Source organism: Candidatus Methylomirabilota bacterium, from assembly GCA_035936835.1.
Lineage (GTDB): Bacteria > Methylomirabilota > Methylomirabilia > Rokubacteriales > CSP1-6 > AR37.
Map to the genome: position 1 here is coordinate 19,757 of DASYVT010000159.1, position 19,186 is coordinate 38,942.

The following is a 19,186-nucleotide window of genomic DNA, read 5'->3' on the forward strand; positions in this document are numbered from 1 at the left end:
CGAGTTTTCGGCCAGTTCGCTTGACACCCTCCAAGCCCTGCGTGTAGTCTCAAGCGGGTCCATGGCTAGGCGTGACGAGATCGCGGGAAGGATGGCGGAGGCCGTCGTGAAGCGGCTGGTCACCCGGAAGCTCGCCGATATCAAGGACGAGCCCCGGGCCCGGGATGTGGTCCGCCACATCCTGTCCGAGAACTTCCTGGCCGAGGAGAAGATCGAGGCCGAGGTCAAGGCCCTGCTCCTCGAAAACGCCAAGCTGATCAAGGACTCTGCCTCCGACTACAAGCGCCTCGTCACCCTGGCCAAGACCAAGCTCTCCCGCGAGCGAGGGTTCATCCTGTGATGCGGATGAGCCGCGAGCGTCTCTTCGGCTTGGCCGAGCGCATCCTCACTGACCTCGCGGCCGTCGAGGGCGTCGTCATCCGGCAGATCGCCGACGAAAAGGTCCGCACACACCTGAGGACCGAGATCTTCCGGGTGCTCGAGGACGAGGGCCGCCTCGAGGAGACGGTGGACCAGGAGGTCCGGAAGACGCTCGGCAGCTATTCTCGCCCCGCCCCTGAAGGCAGCGCCGAGTGGGAGGTGCTGTACAACAAGACGCGCGACGAGGTGTACAAGCGGAGGCTCAGGCTGTGAAGCGCATAGTGGTCGGGCTCTCGGGCGCCTCCGGTGCGATCTACGGCATCCGCTTCCTCGAGCTACTGCGCGCGCTGCCCGACGTGGAGACGCATCTGGTCGTGTCCGAAGCCGCCAAGCGCACCATCGTGGAGGAGACCGACTGGGCGGTGAAGGACGTCGAGGCTCTGGCCACGCGCCGCTACGACAACAAGGACATCGGCGCGGCCATTGCCTCGGGCTCATTCAAGACCGACGGCATGGTCATCGTGCCGTGCAGCGTCAAAGCGGCGGCCTCCGTTGCCCACTGCTTAGCAGACAACCTGCTGACGCGCGCGGCGGACGTGACGCTCAAGGAGGGGCGCCCGCTCATCCTGGTGGTGCGCGAGACGCCGCTTCACCTGGGCCACTTGCGCGTTCTGACGGCGCTCGCGGAGATGGGGGCGGTCATCTTGCCGCCCATGCCCGCCTTCTACAACCGGCCCAAGCAGATCGAGGACCTCGTGGATCACACGCTGGCGCGCGTCCTCGACAGGCTCGGCCTGCCACAGCAACTGGTCACGGAGTGGCAGGGTACCAACCGGCGCATCGACCCGCCGCAGCGCGGGTGAGCGGCATCGCCTCCGGCGGCGCCCGCGTGCCTGCGGCCGCGCTCGATCTCTCCATCGTGGTCCCGGTCTACAACGAAGAGGAGAACCTGCCGCTCCTCTGGCCTGAGATCCGCGAAGTCCTCGCTCCGACAAAGCTCAGCTACGAGGTCATCTTCGTCGATGACGGCAGCCGGGACCGGAGCGCGGAGATCGTGCGGGCCTTCCACGAGCAGGATCCGCGGGCGCGCCTCGTGCGGCTCAAGGCCAACGCCGGCGAGACCGCTGCGACCGACGCCGGCTTCAAATCCGTGCGCGGCCGATGGGTCGTGGTCATGGACGCCGACCTCCAGAACGACCCGCACGATATTCCGGGCATGCTCGCGCAGCTGGACCAGTGGGACGCGGTGACGGGCTGGCGGGTCAACCGGGGCACCGGTGACTCGTGGGTCCGCCGCGCGTCGTCACGCGTGGCCAACAGGGTCCGTAACGCGCTCACCGAGGAGACGGTCCAGGACAGCGGGTGCACCTTCCGCGCCTTCAGGCGCGAGTGTCTGCGCGACTTGGTCCTCTACAAAGGCTTCCACCGCTTCGTCCCGACGCTCCTCAAGATGCGCGGCTATCGCGTGCTGGAGGTGCCGGTCAACCACCGCCCGCGCCGATTCGGCGAGTCCAAGTACGGCATCGGCAACCGCGCCTGGAGCGCCTTCAAGGATCTCCTGGCGGTGCGCTGGATGAAGGACCGCCTGCTGCGCTATGAGATCGCCGAGGACCTGGGCGGCGAGGGCCCGAGCTACGAGAGGAGAACGCGAGAGTGAAGGTGTTGCTGATCGGGCTGGGGCGCTGGGGCGAGAAGCACCTGCGTGTGCTGGGCGAGCTGGGCTGCGAGGTGTGGGTCGCCGACGTGTCGGCGGAGCGCCGGGCTTTCGCCGTCAAGACGGGCGTGCCCGAAGCGCGCACGGTCGCCGATTTCCGCGCCGCGCTGCCCCACGTGGACGCGGTCGACCTCGTGACGCCCGCCGACTACCACCTGGTGCTCGCGAGCGAGTGCCTGCACGCCGGCAAGGACTGCTTCGTCGAGAAGCCGCTGACGCTGACCGCCGCCGAAGGCCGCGAGCTCGCTCACGTCGTCCGCTCCACCCGGCGCGTGCTCCAGGTCGGCCACATCTTCCGCTTCCATCCCGTGACGACCTTCATGCGCGAGCGGATTCGGAGCGGCTCGGTGGGGCCCGTGCGCTACTGCACGGGGCGCTTCGCGGGCTTCAAGCGCCCGCGCACGGACGTGGGCGTGACGCAGACGGACGGGATCCACTACTTCGATCTGTTCGCCCATCTGCTCGACCGCGAGCCGACGGCGGTCACGGCCACATTGCGAGATTTCCTCGGCCGCGGAATGGACGATCTCGGCTTCTGTGCCGTGGAGTACGGCCCAGTGCCCACCTTCGTGGAAGCCGGCTACTTCGCGCCCGGTACCTACCGCGACTGCGTGATCGTGGGCGAGCAAGAGACGCTGGCAGGCGACTTCGGCACAGCCGAGGTCAAGGTCCTCGCCAACCGCCACACCAGGCAGGGCAGTGCCTGGAACGCCCCCGAGGGCGCGGCCGAGACCCACAAGGCCACGGGCCCCGAGCCCTTGAGCCACGAGCTCAAGCTCTTCCTCGACGCCTGCGCCTACAGAACGGCGCCCGCGGTGGACGTGGAGGCGGGACTGCTCGCCCTGAGAGTCGTGGAGGCCGCGCACCAGTCGTCGAAGCTGGGGCGGCGGGTCCTCTTGTCCGAGTTGAGCTAGACCTCCTCGATCGCCCGATCCGCCCGCCTTTTCACGATCCGCCCGCTCCGGTGTCTCAGGGGATGCTGGATCCACCTACATCCTCGACGACAGGAGGCACCATGGGAGCCAAGCGGGAGCTATTCGAAAAGACCGAGCAGGAGTACGACGGGCTCAAGGCGGCCATCAAGGGCCTCGACGAAGCCCAGATGAGCCAGGTCTGGCTGGGGAGCTGGGGCGTGCGCGAGATCCTCGCCCACGTCACAGGCTGGCATCGGGAAATGATCCCGGCGCTGGAGCGGCTGGGTCGGGGGGAGGCGCCATATCCGGACGGCGCCTACGATGATTTTGACAGCTGGAATGCCCGGTTCGTGGAAGCCCGTAAGGGTCGGCCGTCGGCGGACCTCCTCCGAGAGGTGGACGCCTCCCATCGCGAGCTGCTGAGCGCCGCCTCCCGGCTGCCCGACGAGCACTTCGGTGAGGGCAAGTCGGCTTCGGGGCTGGTGGATGGCGTCGCGGCGGGTCACTACCGCGAGCACGCCGAGCAGATCCGCCAGTGGCGCCAGCGCTGAGACTTAGATCGGCGTAGTTGGCTGCCTGGCGGTGCATAGCGCCCGCGCCAGCGGCGCCCGCAGACGATGCGGCGTCACGCGTCGCAGAGCGATCTCGTCGCCGCCTACGAACGCGCCGAGGGAGAGGAGCGCCTCGGCGAGGCCCGCGATGGCCTCGCCCTGATCCACCGGTTCGCCTCCGCCCGGCGGCGTGCCCGCCTTCGCGAGCCACGGCTCGAAGTGCGCGTGGCGCACCTCGAGTCGCCGTTCGAGGCGATGGGCCTTTGCGTCGACGCGGCCGATGAGATTGCCCTGATGGAGGATCGGCAGCGTGTAGTAACCGTGCACGCGCTTGTGGCCCGGGGTGTAGACCTCGATACGGTAGTCGAGGCCGAAGAGGCGCTTCACTCGGTCGCGGTACCAGAGGAGGGAGTCGAACGGCGAGAGCAACGTGGTCCCTTGCGACGCTGACGGCGCCCGGCCCGCGCGAGCCAGCGTGGGTAAGTCACGCGTGAGCGCGAACCAGCGATGTCGCGACCCCTCGACTTCGATTTCAGCGACCTCGCCCCGCTCGATCATGGCGCGTAGCGCCTTCCGGCGCGCGCCGGGTCGGAAGCGGGGGAACGTCAGATAGCCGGTCAAGTCCGGCTCGGTCGTGGCCCCCATGGCGTGCAGCGAGCGCTCGACGTGCCAACGCTGAAACTCCTCGAGCGAGACCGTCTCGCACTCGCGCACGGCCGGGATCGCGCGCTCGAAAAGGTCGAAGCGCTTGGTGAAGTGACGCCGCGAGTGGATCGTGAGCGCACCGGTCATCCACAGGTAATGCAGCGCGTGCTGGGCGGGCCTCCAGCTCCACCACCCACCGCGGCCACTCGGGCGACGCCCCTCGAAGTCCGCGTTGCCCAGCGGTCCCTTGGCTGCGACCGCCGCTTTCACATCCCCCAGCATCTTCGGGTTCCGACGGAGCAGGTCCGACCAGCCGGTGTGGCGGACGCGATAGTCGAGCATGGCGCGATGCCACCACGGCAAGGCGGAGGTCGGCACCAGGCAGGCGGCGTGCGCCCAGTACTCGAACAGGAGCCGGCGGCGGTAGACGAGCCGGTCGAGCCGCGCGCGGTCGTACGGGCCGAACCGGCTCCACACCGTGAGGTAATGCGCGCGGTCCAGGACGTTGATCGAGTCCAGCTGGATCCCGCCCACGTCCTCGACGAAGCGGCCGAGGCGCTTTGCTGTCAGCGGGGCCGCGCGCGGTGCGGAGAGGTGCTGGCGCTTCAGGAACAGCGCGCTGACTGCGCGCAGCGGAACGGGCCGGCGGGGCATTCCCCGGAGACTACCACCGATGCCGCGTGCCGGTCTGAGGGAGCGGTGAAGACCAGGATGCCCATCGCGCTCCGGCCGATAGAGGAGGTCGCTGCGGTACTGCCGAAATACTCCCGCTGACGTTCGGGCCGACCGAGTACACTAAGCGGCACGCCCGCTGAGCAATCTTTGGTGCCGAAGGGGGGATTTGAACCCCCACACCCTTGCGGGCACATGGCCCTGAACCATGCGCGTCTGCCAGTTCCGCCACTTCGGCCCGAACAGCCTCACTAGGATACCGGGCGAGCCCGTGAAGTCAAGGGGCCCGCGGGTTTCGGGACACCATGACCGCTGACAAGGTCATCAGCACGAACCGCAAGGCGTACCACGACTACGAGGTCCTCGAGACCTACGAGGCCGGCATTGTGCTGCGCGGGACCGAGGTGAAGTCGCTCCGCGAGTCCCAGGTCAACTTCAAGGACTGTTACGCCGCCGTCGACAACGGCGAAGCATGGCTGATCGGCTGCTACATCGCGCCGTACCACCACGGCACCGACGCCAACCACGACCCGGAGCGGCGGCGCAAGCTCCTGCTGCACAAGAAGGAGATCGGGCGGCTTCTGGGGAAGGTCGCCGAGCGCGGGTTGACCCTGATCCCGCTTCGTCTATACTTCAAGGGTGGGCGCGCCAAGTGCGAGTTGGGCCTGGCGCGCGGCAAGAAGCTCCATGACAAGCGCGCGAGCCTACGCGAGCGCGAGGCGAAGCGCGAGATGGCGAAAGAAGCACGGGCGCGGCAGCGTGCCTGAAAGGGGGGCGACCGGTTTCGACGGGGATCAATGAAGCGCAGGTGGCATCCCGAGGTGCTCGCTCCTCGTAAAACTGTGGGCACGGTCATAGCTGCCGACAACCAGCTAGCTCTGGCGGCCTAACACCCGCCAGCGTCCTCCGCATCGGGTCAACGGGGTGCGGGTTCGGACGTCATATTCCGGAGACTGGCTCCGAACCCCGCTCTTGGGTGAGGGGCGAGACTTTTAGGAGCTGGCCGCCCTGACAACCAGCCGGTTGGAGGGATGGGTGGCGAGAGCACAAGACAACCGGCTATGGATGTAGATGCCTGTCGCGGAGGGTTTCCGGACGTGGGTTCAATTCCCACCGCCTCCACCATTCGGGGCCCGCAGCGTAAGCGCGCTGCGGGCCCTTTTGCTTCGCCTGCAGGCCTTTTGCTTCGCCTGCGGCCCGGGCGTTGATAGAATGGCGGGAGCCTTATATGCGTCCCATCTTCGTGCGATTCCTGGCCTCGTTCATGCTCTGCTGTGCCGCCCTGGCGGGGATGTCTCCCGCCGAGGCCGCCTCCGCTCGCCCGGCCGCCGTCGAGATCAAGGGACCCAAGGGCGCTCTCGGCCAGCTGCCCCTCCAGGTGATGGACGACGGCGGCTCTTACGTCGCCGCCGAGCGTCTGGCCGGTCTTCTCAAGGGCTCCTGGGCCGTCAAGGGCAAGACGGGCACGCTGACGGTCGCCAAGCGGAGCGCCATGTTCAGCCGCGACCAGTCGCGGCTGACCCTCCAGGGCCAGGCTCTCGTCCTCGAGGGAGCCCCGCGCGTCACCGCCAAGGGCTGGCTCATCCCGGCGGACTTCCTCGACAAAGGGCTGGGCCGACTGGTTCCGGGCGTGAGCGCCGCGCGGCCCGCCCTGGCGGCAGCGAAGCCGCCCGTCACGCGCGTGGATTCAAGCGTGGCCTTCGAGGAGCTGCGCTACCGCTCGTACCCCTCCTTCACCCGGATCGTTGTCGAAGCGGCCGCCGGGCTCTCTTACCTCACTGCGGCCGGCCGCACCGAGATCCGCGTGAGGCTGAGCGGGCTCAACGTGCCGGGCGTCCATCTCGAGGAGATCGGCGACGGGCTCGTCAAGGAGGCGCGTCTCGAGGCGGCCGGGCCCGACGGCCTGCTCAACATCGTCCTCGAGGGCCCCGCCGCCGAAGTCAAGACCGCCTCGCTCCAGGATCCCTTCCGCGTGGTCGTGGACATCTACCGCGCGAAAGAGAGCGTGGGCACTGAAGGCCCGCGGACCAACAACGGCGGCGCGCCGCCGCTCAAGCTGATCGTGCTCGACGCGGGCCACGGCGGCCACGACCCCGGCGCCAGGGGACCCAACGGCGTCCGGGAAAAGGACGTGGTCCTCGATGTGACCCGGCGCGCCGCGCGCATGATCGAAGACGGCCTCGGCATCAAGGTGGTCCTGACGCGCAGCACGGACGTCTTCGTGCCGCTCCGCGAGCGGACCAACTTCGCCAACAAGCAGCGCGCCGCCCTCTTCGTCTCCGTCCACGCCAACGCGCACCCGCGATCCGTCTCCGAGGGCGTCGAGACCTACTTCCTCTCCTCCGAGGCGACGGACAACGAGGCCAGGCAGATCGCCGCCATCGAGAACGACGTCGTCCAGCTCGAGAATCCCCAGTCGCGCCAGAAGACGGATCTCCTCAAGAGCATCCTCTGGGACATGGCCCAGTCCGAGTTCCAGCAGGAGTCGAGCTTCCTCGCCGAGACCGTCCAGGACTCGATGACCCAGTCGCTCCGCCTCACCAACCGCGGCGTCAAGCAGGCGGGCTTCTACGTGCTGGGCGGCGCCGCCATGCCGGCCATCCTGATCGAGATCGGCTTCCTGACGAACCCGAAGGAGGAGAAGAAACTCTCTTCCCCCGAGCACCGGGAAGCGATCGCCCGCGCCATCTACGCGAGCCTCGCCGAGTACAAGCGCCGCTACGACCAGCGCGTGCGTACGGTTCAAACACAACCGCTCAGGAGCGAGGCCTCTAGATGACCGTCAGGCACGACGGCCGGGCCTCGGACCAGCTGCGCCTCGTCCGGATCACCCGCGACTACCTGCGCCACCCCGAGGGTTCGGTCCTCGTCGAGTTCGGAGACACCAAGGTTATCTGCACGGCGTCCATCGAGGAAAAGGTGCCGCCCTTCCTCAAGGGACAGGGCAAGGGCTGGGTGACCGCGGAGTACGGCATGCTGCCGCGCTCGACCAACACGCGCATGAATCGCGAGCGGAACGGGCCCTCCGGGCGATCGCAGGAGATCCAGCGGCTCGTGGGCCGCTCGCTCCGCGCCGTGGTCGAGATGGCGAAGCTGGGCGAGCGCACCGTCTGGGTCGACTGCGACGTGATCCAGGCCGACGGCGGCACGCGCACGGCCGCGATCACCGGCAGCTTCATCGCCATGGCGGACGCCATCGGCACCGTTGTCAAGGCCGGGGCGCTGCCGAGCACGCCCGTGCGGGACTGCGTCGCCGCGATCAGCGTCGGCATCGTCGGGGGCGCGCCCGCGCTCGACCTGAACTACGTCGAGGATTCGACCGCCGAGGTGGACATGAACGTGGTCATGACTGGCGCCGGCGCATTCGTGGAGGTGCAGGGGACGGCCGAGCAGACGCCGTTCGGCCGGGACAGCCTGGCCGCCATGCTGGCGCTGGCAGAGCAGGGCATCGGGCGCCTGATCGCCCTCCAGCGCCGCGCCGTCGAGGCGCGAGGCGAGGCGGCCTTCGTCCTCTGAGTTAGCGTCCTCTGAGCGGGCGCTGGTGCTGGCCACGGCCAACCGCGCCAAGGCGCGCGAGATGGCCGCGCTCCTCTCGGGCATCCCCTTCCGCATCCTGAATCTCGCGGACTGTCCCGGCGTCACCCTGCCTCCCGAGGGCGAATCATCCTACGCGGAGAACGCCCTCGCAAAGGCGCGTGCCGTCGCCTTCGCGACCGGCGAGATGTCCCTGGCGGACGACTCGGGAATCGAGGTGGATGCCCTCGGCGGCGGCCCCGGTGTGCTCTCGGCTCGCTATGGGGGCCTGGGCTTGAGCGATCCCGAACGCTGCGAGCTGATGCTCAGGGAGATGGCGGCAGTCCCGCGCGAGCGGCGGACCGCGCGCTTTCGCTGCCTCATCGCCATCGTCTGCCCGCGCCGCCGCCGCGAGATGACCTTCGAAGGCGTGGTCGAAGGCGCCCTGCTGGAGGCGCCGCGCGGCGACGGCGGCTTCGGTTACGACCCGCTCTTCTTCTACCCACCGCTCGGGCGCGGCTTTGCCGAGCTCGCGGCCGATGAGAAGAACCGCGTCAGCCATCGCGCGCAGGCATGTCAGCAAGCCCGCGCCTGGCTGCTTTCCGAGCCTTGAACGGCCGTCGGGCCGGGCGGTATACTCGCGAGGACATACCGGGGTGTGGCGCAGCCTGGTAGCGCACCTGCTTTGGGAGCAGGGGGTCGGAGGTTCAAATCCTCTCACCCCGACCAGTTCACGACTCGCCGGCGGCCGCGGGGTTTGGGGTCGCCGGCGGGTCTTCCTTGCAGCGCACCGTGCAGCATGACCTCGTGGTCTCGAGGAGGAGATGTCTATGCCAATCGTCAGGCGGGTCACGTACTTCAAGATGATGGTGCCGAACCGTCCGGGACAGGGGGCGCGGGCCCTCAGCGTGCTCCATCAGGCCGGCATCAACCTGGTCGCCTTCTCCGGCTTTCCGCACCGGGGCGGCGCCCAGATGGACTTCATCCCCGCGAAGCCGTCCGCCTTCCGCAAGGTGGCCCGGAAGAACAAGTGGAAGATCGCCGCCCCCAAGCGCGCCTTCCTCGTGCGCGGCGCAGATCGAGTCGGCGCGGGGGCCAAGCTCATGGCCAAGCTCGCGGCGAAGCGGATCAACGTCATCGCCATCGATGCCGTCCACGCCGGCAGCGGCCGCTACGGCGCCATCCTCTGGGTCTCTCCCGGCCAGTACGGCAAAGCGGCGCGCGTGCTCGGGGCCAGATAGGCACACGGCAGGGAGCGCCATGATGGAGCGGGATGCGGGCCTGTCCCGGCGGGATCTACTGCGCCTGGCCGCCGTCGCGGCCGGCCTCGTGGTGGTGCGGGGTCCGGCGGCGCAGGCCGCGTCGCCGGGTCCTGGCGGTCCGCCCGCGGACGAGGTGCTCCAGCGGCTCCTCGAGGGCAATCAGCGGTTCGTGAAGGGGGAGACGACGAGCCTGCGCCGCAGCCCCGGCGACTTCCGGCCGCTCGCCGAGGGGCAGCGGCCCATGGCCGTCATCGTCGGCTGCGCGGATTCGCGCGTGTCGCCCGAGCTTCTCTTCGACCAAGGCATCGGCGATCTCTTCGTGGTCCGCGTGGCCGGCAACGTCGTCAGCGGGGCGGGCCCGCCGGTGAAGGGCAGCATCGAGTACGGCGTGGCCGAGTTGGGCGTGTCGCTTATCATGGTGCTGGGTCACGGCGAGTGTGGGGCGGTCAAGGCCGCTATCAAGCACATGGACGACAAGGAGCCCCTGCCCGGCGCCATCGGCCCGCTGATCAACAGTATCCGCCCCGCCGTGTTGAAGGCCAAGGGACGCCCGGGGACCCTGCTCGACAATGCGATACGCGCCAACGTCGAGATCGGCGTGGCAGTGCTCCGAAGCCTTCAGCCCATCGTGGCTCCGGCGGTGAAGCGCGGCCGGGTCAAGGTCGTCGGAGCCGTGTACGACCTGCGCACGGGCAGCGTTACGCTGACCGTGTGAGACCGCCAGTCACTTAGACGTTGCTCCGCGGCCTCCGCGCCCGCCATAATCCTCTTCGGGCGCCCGTAGCTCAGGTGGATAGAGCATCGGCCTTCTAAGCCGAGGGTCGGGGGTTCGAATCCCTCCGGGCGCGCCATTCCGTTTCTCACCTCGTTCTCACGGTCCCTTCCGCGGCGCGCTGCCAGGCGCGATATGTCTCGTTCGCGAGAATGCCAAGCGCGATCGTGATGAACAAGATCCCGAGGCCGAAGGTCAGCCGCCCGAGCGTCTGCGCCCAGTTGAGCAGCCCCAACTGTCCCAGCAGGTAGTGCCAATCGTGGCCGGCAGGGTCGCCGCCGAGAAGCGGCAGCGCCCGGTTCTTGGCGTCGGCCATGTAGATGGCGACATCCGTGACGCTCTCACCGGTCCAGAAGAGGGCGACGGCGAAAGAACCGGGCTGGCGCTGCTTGAGAAAGGTCCACGCGCAGACGGCCGGCAGGAGCACCTGGAGCGCCGAGCCGCCGAGGACGTAGAGGAAGCGAGGCAGGAAGGTCGCGAAAACGTGGCCGGCCTCGTGGATGACGAGGTCGATGCCGTGAATGAAGCGCAGCGGCCCGGTCGTGGCATTGAAATCTAGCTCGCGATCGAGGATCTGCCAGCCGAGCGCCGCCATCACGAGCAGGCCGAGGGCCCGGCCGGCGACGGCAGCCCACAACACGAGGGGAGCCGCTAGCCTCCGGCCTTGGCTACGGGAGCGGTGGCCGCGGCCTGATGGCCGTTGTCGTCGATGGCGCAAGCCGCGGGGGCGCCCTCGCGGTGGATCGACAGGTCCCGGATGCTCGGATGCTCGCCGCACACCGGGCATTTCGGATCGCGCCTGAGCTTGACCTCGCGGAAGCGCATCCCGAGGGCGTCGTAGGTCAGGAGCCGCCCGATGAGGGGATCACCGATGCCCAGCAGGAGCTTGATGGCCTCGGTCGCCTGCACCAGTCCGATCACGCCTGGGAGCACGCCCAGGACCCCGGCCTCGCTTCAGGAGGGAACGAGGCCCGCCGGCGGCTGCGTGGGATAGAGGCAGCGGTAGCAGGGGCCCTGCCCGGGCACGAAGACCGTCGCCATCCCCTCGAACTGGAAGATCGAGCCGTGGACATTGGTCTTGCCCGCGAGGCAGCAGGCGTCGTTGACGAGGTATCGGGTGTCGAAGTTGTCCGAGCCGTCCACGACGAGGTCGTAGTCCTTGATGATGTCCATCACGTTGTCCACGTCGATGCGCGTGGGCAGCTTGATGACGTTGACGTCGGGGTTGAGCGCCTGGATGGTCTCGGCGCCGGAGTCCACCTTGGAGCGTCCGACGCTGGCCGTCGTGTGGAGCACCTGGCGCTGAAGGTTGGAAACGTCTACGACGTCGCCGTCCATGAGCCCGAGAGTGCCGACGCCCGCGGCGGCGAGATACAGCGCCGTCGGCGAGCCGAGCCCGCCCGCGCCGATCAGCAGCACCTTCGATCGCAGGAGCTTGCGCTGCCCCTTCTCGCCGACCTGCGGGAGGAGGAAGTGGCGGCTGTAGCGCTGGATCTGCTCGCTGCCGAGCGGCGCGTCCTTCACGACGCCGAGTCCCGACTGGGCCCAGCGCTGGAAGCCGCCCTGGAGGTTGACCACGTTCGTGTAGCCGAGATCGTGGAGCGCCTTGGCCGCGAGCATGGAGCGCAGGCCGGTCTGGCAGTACAGCACGATGGGCGTCGTCTGATCGGCCGCGGCCGTGCCGATGCGGAACTCTAGGAATCCGCGGCTGATGTTGTTCGCGCCTTCGATCGAGCCGTCGCGGTACTCGTCGGGATCGCGCACATCGATGACCACGACGCTCTCGCCCGCGTCGAGCCGCTTCTTGAGCTCTGCCGGCGGCTGTTCCGGGATGACCTGCCTGGCCTCGCCCAGCATCTCCTTCAACGTCTTCATGCGATCGCTCCTTGCGGCGGTTGCGTCTTTGGAATCAACAGGTTCATATTACCACCATTCCCGGTCGGAGCAAAGAAGAAGGCCCTCCTCCCTGTCGGAGCCGGAACAAGACTGCTATAATCGGCCGCAAAATGAAAGGGTTAATCCTCTCCGGCGGGCGCGGGACGCGACTCCGCCCCATCACCTTTACCTCGGCCAAGCAGCTGATCCCGGTGGCCAACAAGCCTATCCTCTTCTATGGGATCGAGGCGCTGGCGGCCTCCGGCATCCGCGAGATCGGCATCGTGGTCGGCGAGACACACCAGGAGATCCGTGACGCCGTCGGCGACGGCTCGCGCTTCGGCGTCAGGGTCACCTATATCCAGCAAGATGCTCCGCTTGGGCTTGCTCACGCCGTGCTGGTATCGGAGCCCTTCCTCGGGTCCGATTCCTTTTGCATGTACCTCGGCGATAACTTAATCCGCGAGAAGCTCGAGCCGCTCGTCACGCGCTTCCGCGACGAGAAGCCGCAGAGCCAGATCCTGCTGGCCCGCGTGCCCGATCCGACCCAGTTCGGCGTGGCCGAGCTCCGGGACGGCAAGGTGGTGCGGCTCATCGAGAAGCCCAAGGTCCCGCCGTCCGACCTGGCGCTGGTCGGTGTCTACATGTTCGACGCGACGATCTTCCAGGCCGTCAACGCCATCAAGCCTTCGGCGCGCGGCGAGCTCGAGATCACCGACGCGATCCAGTGGCTCATCGACCAGGGGCACGTCGTCCGGCCGCACGTCATTGAAGGCTGGTGGAAGGACACGGGCAAGCTCGAGGACATGCTCGAGGCCAACCGCATCATCCTCGACACGCTCCTGCCGAGGACGGACGGCGTCGTCGAGGACTCCGACATCGCGGGCAAGGTCGTGGTCGAGGCCGGCGCGCGGGTGGTCAAGAGCACGGTGCGGGGGCCGGCGATCATCGGCAAGGGCGCGGTGATCGAGAGCGCCTACATCGGGCCCTTCACCTCCATCGGCGACGGCGTCGTGGTGCGGGGCAGCGAGGTCGAGCACTCCATCGTGCTCGAGGGCTCCAGCATCTCGGACATCGGCGGCCGCATCGAGTCGAGCCTCATCGGGCGCAACGTGTCCATCCACAGGAGCGCGCGCAAGCCGAGGTCGTTCAACTTCATGCTGGGCGACCGCAGCGAGGTTGGGCTCGTCTGATGCGCCTCAACGACGACGCCCAGCGCGCCTACTCGGTGCAGGACTACGCCGCGCAGCCGGCCATCCAGGGCGTGGAGCTCGTCGACCTCAAGCGCTTCGCGGACGACGGCGGGAACTTCACGGAGCTCGGGCGTCTCGGCGCCGGCATCCACGCCGGGCTTCCGGGCTTCGAGGTCAAGCAGATCAACTACAGCGAGCTGGAGCCCGGCGCGATCAAGGCCTTCCATATCCACCGGGGTCAGACGGACGTCTGGTTCGTCCCGCCCGCCGACAAGATGCTCCTGGTGCTGCTCGACGTCCGCGCGGGCTCGCCGACTTCGAGCGTCGCGCGCCGGCTGGTGCTGGGCGACGGCGCCTCACGCCTCGTACGCATTCCGCCTGGCGTGGCGCACGGCGTGAGGAATCTCGCCGCGACGCGGGGGCGGATCATCTATTTCGTCGACGTCCAGTTCCAGGCGGCCCCGGCCGAGTGCGAGGAGGGGCGGCTGCCCTGGGACTTCGCCGGCGCCGGCGTCTGGGACGTCGTGCGGGGATAGGCCGCCGGTGAAGATCCTCGTGACGGGTGGGGCGGGCTTCATCGGCTCCAACTATGTCCGCCACGTCCTGACGAGTCACCCCGAGGACGCGGTGGTCAACCTCGACAAGCTGACCTACGCGGGCAACCTCGAGAACCTCCGCGACGTCGAGAAGGACCCCCGCTACCGTTTCGTCCACGGCGACATCTGCGATCGCGCCGTCGTGGACGAAGCGATGGATGGGGCGGCGGCGGTCGTTCACTTCGCCGCCGAGACCCACGTGGATCGCTCGAACGCGGGCGCCGGCGAGTTCCTCAAGACCAACGTCGGCGGCACCTTCACGCTCCTCGAGGCGGCGCGGGAGCGGAAGATCGGGCGCTTCCTCGCCGTCGGGACCGACGAGGTGTACGGGAGCATCGCCAAGGGCGGCGCGCGCGAGCTCGACCCGCTGAACCCGTCCAATCCCTACTCGGCTTCCAAGGCCGCGGCCGACCTCCTCGCCAAGGCGTACTGGATCACCCACCGCCTGCCCGTGGTGATCACGCGCAGCAGCAACAACTTCGGCCCGTACCAGTACCCGGAGAAGGTCATCCCGCTCTTCATCACCAACGCGATCGAAGACACGCCGCTGCCGCTCTACGGCGACGGCAAGAACGTGCGCGACTGGCTCTACGTCCTCGACAACTGCGCGGCCATCGACCTCGTGCTCCGCAAGGGCAGGGACGGGGAGATCTACAACATCGGCGGCAGCCACGAGGTCGAGAACGTGGTGCTGACCCGGCAGGTCCTGCACCTGCTCGGCAAGCCCGAGAGCCTCATCACCCCGGTGGCGGACCGGCCGGGCCACGACCGGCGGTACGCGCTCGACTTGAACAAGATCCGGGGGCTCGGGTGGAAGCCGGCGCATGCTTTCGCCGCCGCCCTCGAGGCGACCGTGGCGTGGTACAAGGGACACGAAGCGTGGTGGAAGCCGATCAAGTCCGGGGCCTTTCGCGCGTACTACGAGAAGCAGTACATGACCGCACTTCGAGCTGAGACGCTTGCCTCAAGCGACGAGGCGAGGGCTGAGGACGCAGTTCGAGCTGAGACGCTCGCCTCGAGTGACGAGGCGAGGGCTGAGTGAAGCCAGCCATGCGCCGCTCCGCCCTGATCGCCGCCGTCCTGCTCCTGGCCCTTCCCGCGCTGCTTGTCGCGGCGCCGAAGGGTGACGCGCCCCGGCCGGACCCGAACCGCGTCCCGGCCTTGCCGTCGCACATCGAGCGCGTCGCGCCGTCCATCGTCGGCATCCACGTCGAGGTGCCCCCAGACCGGCCGTCCGTGGCGACGCTCGGCGCGGAGCGCTGGGGCAGCGGCGTCATCTTCGATCAGTCCGGGTACGTGCTCACAGTGAGCTATGTTGTTCTGGACGCCGGGTGGATCGACGTGACGCTCCGCGGCGGGCGCAAGGTCCCGGCCAAGCTCGTCGGCCTCGACCTCGAGTCGGGGCTTGGTGTCGTCAAGCTGGACGGTCCCGGGCCCTGGCAGGCGGCCACGCTCGGTGACTCGACAAAAATGGCCGTCGGAGACCTGACGGGCACGGTGGGTCTCGACGACGACGGCACCCTCGTGGCGGTGCCGGGCAAGGTCTGGGAGATCAGGCCCTTCGCCGCCTCGTGGGAATACATGCTCGACCGGGCGATCCTCGTGGCGCCCTACAGCCCGGCCTTCGGCGGCGCGGCCCTGGTGGATGCGACCGGCGCCGTCGTGGGCATCACCTCGCTGAGACTCGGGGAAGCGCCCTTCGTCAACCTCGCCGTTCCGATCGAGCAGTTCCTTGGCGGCAAGCAGGAGCTGATCGCCAAGGGCCGCGTCGAGAGCCGCCGCCCGCGGCCGTGGATTGGGCTTTACACGCGAGAGCTCGTCGGTGGGGGCGTGATCGTCGCGGGCGTCTCGCCCATCGGACCCGCGCGCACGGCGGGTTTCCGCCCGGGCGACGTCATCGTGCGCGTCAACGGCGCCGAGGTCTCGAGTCAGGCGGAGTTCTACCGGCGGCTCTGGCTTGGCGTGGTCGGGCAGGACGTGCAGCTCGTGGTCATGCGCGAGGCCCGCCTCGAGGCGATCACCGTGCGCCCCGTGGACCGCTACCGCCTCCTCAAGACCAGCGACCGGTAAGCGGGCCCCGATGCGCGGCGTGGACACCTACCAGGGGCGCGGCCTCATCGCCGACCCGATCCACCAGTACATCCTCTACACGCGCCCCGACGGCATCCCCGGCGAAGCGACGGAGCAGGACCTCCTCGACTCGCCCTGGATGCAGCGGCTCCGGCGCGTGCCGCAGCTCCAGTCGGCGCGCTGGGTCTTCCCGGCCGCCGAGCACAGCCGATTCCAGCACTCGCTGGGGGCGATGCACCTGGCGGGCCGCTTCGCCCAGCAGCTGCACCCCTCGCTCAAGGCCGAGTTCCCGGACGCCCCGTCGGCGGCGCTCCTGGAAGAGTTGCTGCGGATGTCGGGGCTGCTCCATGACATCGGACACGGGCCCTTCGGGCACTTCTTCGACGATAATTTTCTGGCGGATTTCGGTCTCACGCACGAGATCGTCGGCCAGCGGATCATCCGCGAGCAGATCGCCGACCTGATCCGCGGGCTCCGGCGCAGCCCCTCGGCGCCATTCGAGACCGGCGAAGCGATCAACCCCGACTGGATCTGCTACCTCATGGGCAAGGACCGGACGCGGCCCGAGGCCGAGCACCCGCGCTGGCTCGCCCACCTGAAGCCGCTGCTCAGCGGGATCTACACCGCCGACAACATGGACTACGTACTCCGCGACTCGTACATGTGCGGCGTTGCCGTCGGGCCCATCGACATCGAGCGGATCATCTACTACTCGTTTTTCAGCGACAAAGGGTTGACGCTCGATCGCGGGGGCATCCAGGCGTTCATCATGTTCCTGAATGCGCGCTTCTACATGTACACCAACGTCTACTATCACCGGACCACGCGAGGCATCGACCTGCACCTGAAGGAGATCTTCCGCGACACGATCCGGCTCATGTTTCCCTACGACCTCAACAAGGACCTGGCGCCCTATCTCCACCTGACCGAGTGGACCCTGCTCGAAGAGGTTGCGCGCTGGCAGGACGCCGGCGATCCTGAGCGCAAGACCCTCGGCCAGGAGTGGCGGCACATCCTCGACCGGCGCCTGAAGTGGCGGATGTCCCACGAGGTCGTCCTCGATCTCTTCGAGCCGCGCCGGGGGTTCGGCTTCATGAAGGCCGAGGAGGTCGAGCAGCGCGTGCGCGAGCTCCTGCCGGCGGCGATGCGGGACTTCCCGTTCAAGATCGACATGGCCCAGCAGGACCCGCGGCCGCTCAACCCCATCGGGATGCAGGACCGCCAGATCTACGTCTACGACTCGGCCACGCGCACCGTGTCGGCGGAGCCGCTCAAGGAGCTGCTCAAATACCTGCCCGGCAAGGTCGCGCAGTGCCGCATCTTCGCAAAGACCCACGAGCACGATCAGGCGCTTGCGAAGGCGCTCAACCAGGCGCTCGGAGAAGAGCGCCCCGCCCACCCGACCAACCTCTAGTCGCCAACCCCTAGACCTGAGGACTCACCGATGGACACCTATCGCGGCGTCGACTACTACGGCATCGAGGCCTTGCTAACGGAAGAGCAGCGGATGGTGCGGGACGCGGTCCGGGACTGGGTGGAGAAGGAGTTCGTGCCCGTCGTGAGCCAGCACCACCGCGACGAGACGTTCCCGCTGGAAGTCGCCAAGCCGCTCGGCGAGATGGGCGTCTTCGGCGCCACGCTCAAGGGCTACGGCTGCGCCGGCCTCGACAACGTCGCGTACGGGCTCATCATGCAGGAGCTCGAGCGCGGAGATTCGGGGCTGCGCTCCTTCGCCTCGGTGCAGAGCGGCCTCGTCATGTACCCGATTTACGCCTACGGCTCGGAAGCGCAGAAGGAGAAGTGGCTGCCGCGGCTCCAGTCCGGACAGTCGCTCGGCTGCTTCGGGCTGACCGAGCCGGATCATGGATCCGACCCGGGTTCCATGGCGACGCGCGCCATCAAGAAGGGGAACGAGTACGTGCTGAACGGCACCAAGCTCTGGATCACCAACGGCTCGGTCGCCGAGGTCGCCGTGGTCTGGGCCAAGGGCGACGATGGCGAGATCGGCGGCTACCTCGTCGAGCGCGGCACGCCCGGCTTCTCGACGCTCGACATCCACGGTAAGTTCTCCATGCGCGCGTCCATTACCTCCGAGCTCGCTTTCGCCGACTGCAAGATCCCGCTCGAGAACAAGCTGCCCGGCGTCAAGGGGCTCAAGGGCCCGCTCAGCTGTCTCTCCCAGGCGCGCTACGGGATAGCGTGGGGAGCGATCGGCGCGGCCATGGGCTGCTACGACTGGGCGCTCAAGTATTCGCAGCAGCGCATCCAGTTCGGGAAGCCGATCGGCTCGTTCCAGCTCGTCCAGCAGAAGCTCGTCTGGATGATCACGGAAATCACCAAGGCCCAGCTCTTGTGCCTGCGCCTGGGCCAGCTCAAGGACGAGGGCAAGGTCCGGGCGCAGCAGATCTCCATGGCCAAGCGGAACAACGTCCAGATGGCGCTCGACACGGCGCGCCTGGCGCGCGACATCCTGGGCGCCGCCGGCATCGTGGACGAGCACCCGATCATCCGCCACATGATGAACCTGGAGACCGTCAACACCTACGAGGGTACCCACGACATCCACACGCTGATCATCGGACGCGACATCACGGGTCTCGACGCCTTCGGCATGTGAGCGCCGCTCCGGGCCCGGCGCTGATGTGGCGCGTGCGTCAGGCGGGCAGCGCCGCGTAGAGCTCGACGGTGTGGCCGTCGGGATCTTTGACGCAGAAGCAGGGTGTCGCGCCGCCCGCCTCGCCGAAAGGCTGGAGCCCCGCCTGCTCCGCCTCGCGGCGCGCAGCCTGCAAGGCCTCGCGAGTGCTGCCGACGCGGAAGGCGACGTGGTAGAGGCCGGGCGCTCCGGCGGGAAGGGCCTTCGCTTCGACGCGCGCCACCTCGAGCGAGACGTCGTGGTGGTGGGCGCCGGCGGAGAGGAAGACGATGCGCCCGTCCTTGCCGCGCCCCGTCTCGCGGAGGCCGAGGACATCGCGATAGAAGGCAACGGACGATTCGAGGTCGCGCACGAAGAGGGAAACGTGGCCCAACTCGCTGACTCGCATGGCGGCGG

The 19,186-nt window shown here is 68.3% G+C and carries 21 protein-coding genes, 3 tRNA genes, 1 other RNA gene and 2 pseudogenes; 21 read left to right on the plus strand and 6 right to left on the minus strand.

Features of this window, described 5'->3' with window-relative positions; translation table 11 throughout:
* The first annotated feature begins 61 nt into the window (after nt 1–61).
* From VGV06_14320 to VGV06_14345, 6 genes are all read left to right on the plus strand, one after another.
* A complete protein-coding gene (locus VGV06_14320) occupies nt 62–340 on the plus strand; it encodes a DUF507 family protein (protein HEV2056326.1) in 279 nt (92 codons plus the stop codon).
* Between the two features lie 5 nt (nt 341–345).
* Nucleotides 346–633, plus strand: coding sequence for a DUF507 family protein (locus VGV06_14325; protein HEV2056327.1), 288 nt, complete (start codon nt 346–348; stop codon nt 631–633).
* Nucleotides 630–1,223, plus strand: a complete 594-nt coding sequence (locus tag VGV06_14330; GenBank protein ID HEV2056328.1) for a UbiX family flavin prenyltransferase — start codon at nt 630–632, stop codon at nt 1,221–1,223. Before VGV06_14325 ends, VGV06_14330 begins: the two co-directional genes overlap by 4 nt.
* A complete protein-coding gene (locus tag VGV06_14335; protein HEV2056329.1) occupies nt 1,220–2,017 on the plus strand; it encodes a glycosyltransferase family 2 protein in 798 nt (265 codons plus the stop codon). The genes VGV06_14330 and VGV06_14335 overlap by 4 nt, the downstream gene beginning before the upstream one ends.
* The gene (locus VGV06_14340) at nt 2,014–2,988 is read left to right on the plus strand and encodes a Gfo/Idh/MocA family oxidoreductase (protein HEV2056330.1); all 975 of its coding nucleotides are present in this window, start codon (nt 2,014–2,016) and stop codon (nt 2,986–2,988) included. Before VGV06_14335 ends, VGV06_14340 begins: the two co-directional genes overlap by 4 nt.
* Before the next feature lie 101 nt (nt 2,989–3,089).
* Nucleotides 3,090–3,539 (plus strand): ClbS/DfsB family four-helix bundle protein, encoded by a 450-nt coding sequence (locus tag VGV06_14345; protein ID HEV2056331.1) that lies wholly within the window; start codon nt 3,090–3,092, stop codon nt 3,537–3,539.
* 3 nt (nt 3,540–3,542) lie between these two features.
* On the opposite strand, the gene VGV06_14350 is transcribed toward VGV06_14345, so the two are convergent.
* Both VGV06_14350 and VGV06_14355 read right to left on the minus strand, forming a co-directional pair.
* Complete coding sequence (locus tag VGV06_14350; GenBank protein HEV2056332.1) at nt 3,543–4,838, minus strand: crosslink repair DNA glycosylase YcaQ family protein; 1,296 nt, start codon at nt 4,836–4,838, stop codon at nt 3,543–3,545.
* A gap of 169 nt (nt 4,839–5,007) precedes the next feature.
* Nucleotides 5,008–5,094 (minus strand) — tRNA-Leu (locus VGV06_14355).
* Nucleotides 5,095–5,161: 67 nt separating this feature from the next.
* Between VGV06_14355 and smpB the strand changes: the two genes are divergently transcribed.
* From smpB to VGV06_14400, 9 genes are all read left to right on the plus strand, one after another.
* Nucleotides 5,162–5,623: an SsrA-binding protein SmpB gene (smpB, locus tag VGV06_14360; GenBank protein ID HEV2056333.1), complete on the plus strand. Its 462-nt coding sequence runs from the start codon at nt 5,162–5,164 to the stop codon at nt 5,621–5,623.
* Between the two features lie 3 nt (nt 5,624–5,626).
* Nucleotides 5,627–5,981: a transfer-messenger RNA gene (ssrA, locus tag VGV06_14365) on the plus strand.
* Between the two features lie 103 nt (nt 5,982–6,084).
* The gene (locus VGV06_14370; protein ID HEV2056334.1) at nt 6,085–7,635 is read left to right on the plus strand and encodes an N-acetylmuramoyl-L-alanine amidase; all 1,551 of its coding nucleotides are present in this window, start codon (nt 6,085–6,087) and stop codon (nt 7,633–7,635) included.
* On the plus strand, nt 7,632–8,372 hold the full coding sequence (gene rph, locus VGV06_14375) for a ribonuclease PH (GenBank protein HEV2056335.1): 741 nt from the start codon (nt 7,632–7,634) through the stop codon (nt 8,370–8,372). Before VGV06_14370 ends, rph begins: the two co-directional genes overlap by 4 nt.
* A 25-nt stretch (nt 8,373–8,397) precedes the next feature.
* On the plus strand, nt 8,398–8,982 hold the full coding sequence (gene rdgB, locus VGV06_14380; protein ID HEV2056336.1) for an RdgB/HAM1 family non-canonical purine NTP pyrophosphatase: 585 nt from the start codon (nt 8,398–8,400) through the stop codon (nt 8,980–8,982).
* A 39-nt stretch (nt 8,983–9,021) separates the two neighbouring features.
* A tRNA-Pro gene (locus VGV06_14385) sits at nt 9,022–9,098 on the plus strand.
* A 101-nt stretch (nt 9,099–9,199) separates the two neighbouring features.
* Entirely contained in the window at nt 9,200–9,610 is a 411-nt protein-coding gene (locus VGV06_14390) for a hypothetical protein (GenBank protein ID HEV2056337.1), read from the plus strand.
* Nucleotides 9,611–9,629: 19 nt separating this feature from the next.
* Nucleotides 9,630–10,346: a carbonic anhydrase gene (locus tag VGV06_14395; GenBank protein ID HEV2056338.1), complete on the plus strand. Its 717-nt coding sequence runs from the start codon at nt 9,630–9,632 to the stop codon at nt 10,344–10,346.
* 59 nt (nt 10,347–10,405) lie between these two features.
* Nucleotides 10,406–10,482 (plus strand) — tRNA-Arg (locus VGV06_14400).
* A gap of 9 nt (nt 10,483–10,491) precedes the next feature.
* On the opposite strand, the gene VGV06_14405 is transcribed toward VGV06_14400, so the two are convergent.
* From VGV06_14405 to VGV06_14415, 3 genes and pseudogenes are all read right to left on the minus strand, one after another.
* Nucleotides 10,492–11,043 carry a hypothetical protein gene (locus tag VGV06_14405; GenBank protein HEV2056339.1) on the minus strand — a complete coding sequence of 184 codons (552 nt, stop codon included), beginning with the start codon at nt 11,041–11,043 and terminating at the stop codon, nt 10,492–10,494.
* Nucleotides 11,044–11,150: 107 nt separating this feature from the next.
* Nucleotides 11,151–11,927, minus strand: a pseudogene (gene moeB, locus VGV06_14410) (molybdopterin-synthase adenylyltransferase MoeB).
* Nucleotides 11,928–11,954: 27 nt separating this feature from the next.
* Nucleotides 11,955–12,278: pseudogene (locus VGV06_14415) on the minus strand (rhodanese-like domain-containing protein).
* Nucleotides 12,279–12,409: 131 nt separating this feature from the next.
* Here VGV06_14415 and VGV06_14420 point away from each other — a divergent pair.
* Genes VGV06_14420 through VGV06_14445 form a run of 6 tightly spaced genes read left to right on the plus strand, consistent with a single transcriptional unit; the run spans nt 12,410 to nt 18,754 of the window.
* A complete protein-coding gene (locus tag VGV06_14420) occupies nt 12,410–13,471 on the plus strand; it encodes a glucose-1-phosphate thymidylyltransferase (GenBank protein ID HEV2056340.1) in 1,062 nt (353 codons plus the stop codon).
* Nucleotides 13,471–14,007: a dTDP-4-dehydrorhamnose 3,5-epimerase family protein gene (locus VGV06_14425; GenBank protein ID HEV2056341.1), complete on the plus strand. Its 537-nt coding sequence runs from the start codon at nt 13,471–13,473 to the stop codon at nt 14,005–14,007. Before VGV06_14420 ends, VGV06_14425 begins: the two co-directional genes overlap by 1 nt.
* 7 nt (nt 14,008–14,014) lie before the next feature.
* On the plus strand, nt 14,015–15,109 hold the full coding sequence (gene rfbB, locus VGV06_14430) for a dTDP-glucose 4,6-dehydratase (protein ID HEV2056342.1): 1,095 nt from the start codon (nt 14,015–14,017) through the stop codon (nt 15,107–15,109).
* Nucleotides 15,110–15,117: 8 nt separating this feature from the next.
* Entirely contained in the window at nt 15,118–16,137 is a 1,020-nt protein-coding gene (locus VGV06_14435; GenBank protein ID HEV2056343.1) for a S1C family serine protease, read from the plus strand.
* A gap of 19 nt (nt 16,138–16,156) precedes the next feature.
* The gene (locus tag VGV06_14440; GenBank protein ID HEV2056344.1) at nt 16,157–17,551 is read left to right on the plus strand and encodes an HD domain-containing protein; all 1,395 of its coding nucleotides are present in this window, start codon (nt 16,157–16,159) and stop codon (nt 17,549–17,551) included.
* Nucleotides 17,552–17,581: 30 nt separating this feature from the next.
* Nucleotides 17,582–18,754: an acyl-CoA dehydrogenase family protein gene (locus VGV06_14445; protein ID HEV2056345.1), complete on the plus strand. Its 1,173-nt coding sequence runs from the start codon at nt 17,582–17,584 to the stop codon at nt 18,752–18,754.
* Nucleotides 18,755–18,791: 37 nt separating this feature from the next.
* On the opposite strand, the gene VGV06_14450 is transcribed toward VGV06_14445, so the two are convergent.
* The gene (locus VGV06_14450; protein ID HEV2056346.1) at nt 18,792–19,178 is read right to left on the minus strand and encodes a VOC family protein; all 387 of its coding nucleotides are present in this window, start codon (nt 19,176–19,178) and stop codon (nt 18,792–18,794) included.
* Between the last annotated feature and the right edge of the window lie 8 nt (nt 19,179–19,186).

What these genes read in the sequence shown, in the direction of transcription:
- VGV06_14320 (HEV2056326.1), top strand. Translation starts at nt 62, where the DNA reads ATGGCTAGGCGTGACGAGATCGCGGGAAGGATGGCGGAGGCCGTCGTG.
- VGV06_14325 (HEV2056327.1), top strand. Translation starts at nt 346, where the DNA reads ATGAGCCGCGAGCGTCTCTTCGGCTTGGCCGAGCGCATCCTCACTGAC.
- VGV06_14345 (HEV2056331.1), top strand. Translation starts at nt 3,090, where the DNA reads ATGGGAGCCAAGCGGGAGCTATTCGAAAAGACCGAGCAGGAGTACGAC.
- VGV06_14350 (HEV2056332.1), bottom strand. Translation starts at nt 4,838, where the DNA reads ATGCCCCGCCGGCCCGTTCCGCTGCGCGCAGTCAGCGCGCTGTTCCTG.
- smpB (HEV2056333.1), top strand. Translation starts at nt 5,162, where the DNA reads ATGACCGCTGACAAGGTCATCAGCACGAACCGCAAGGCGTACCACGAC.
- VGV06_14370 (HEV2056334.1), top strand. Translation starts at nt 6,085, where the DNA reads ATGCGTCCCATCTTCGTGCGATTCCTGGCCTCGTTCATGCTCTGCTGT.
- rph (HEV2056335.1), top strand. Translation starts at nt 7,632, where the DNA reads ATGACCGTCAGGCACGACGGCCGGGCCTCGGACCAGCTGCGCCTCGTC.
- VGV06_14390 (HEV2056337.1), top strand. Translation starts at nt 9,200, where the DNA reads ATGCCAATCGTCAGGCGGGTCACGTACTTCAAGATGATGGTGCCGAAC.
- VGV06_14395 (HEV2056338.1), top strand. Translation starts at nt 9,630, where the DNA reads ATGATGGAGCGGGATGCGGGCCTGTCCCGGCGGGATCTACTGCGCCTG.
- VGV06_14420 (HEV2056340.1), top strand. Translation starts at nt 12,410, where the DNA reads ATGAAAGGGTTAATCCTCTCCGGCGGGCGCGGGACGCGACTCCGCCCC.
- VGV06_14425 (HEV2056341.1), top strand. Translation starts at nt 13,471, where the DNA reads ATGCGCCTCAACGACGACGCCCAGCGCGCCTACTCGGTGCAGGACTAC.
- VGV06_14435 (HEV2056343.1), top strand. Translation starts at nt 15,118, where the DNA reads ATGCGCCGCTCCGCCCTGATCGCCGCCGTCCTGCTCCTGGCCCTTCCC.
- VGV06_14445 (HEV2056345.1), top strand. Translation starts at nt 17,582, where the DNA reads ATGGACACCTATCGCGGCGTCGACTACTACGGCATCGAGGCCTTGCTA.
- VGV06_14450 (HEV2056346.1), bottom strand. Translation starts at nt 19,178, where the DNA reads ATGCGAGTCAGCGAGTTGGGCCACGTTTCCCTCTTCGTGCGCGACCTC.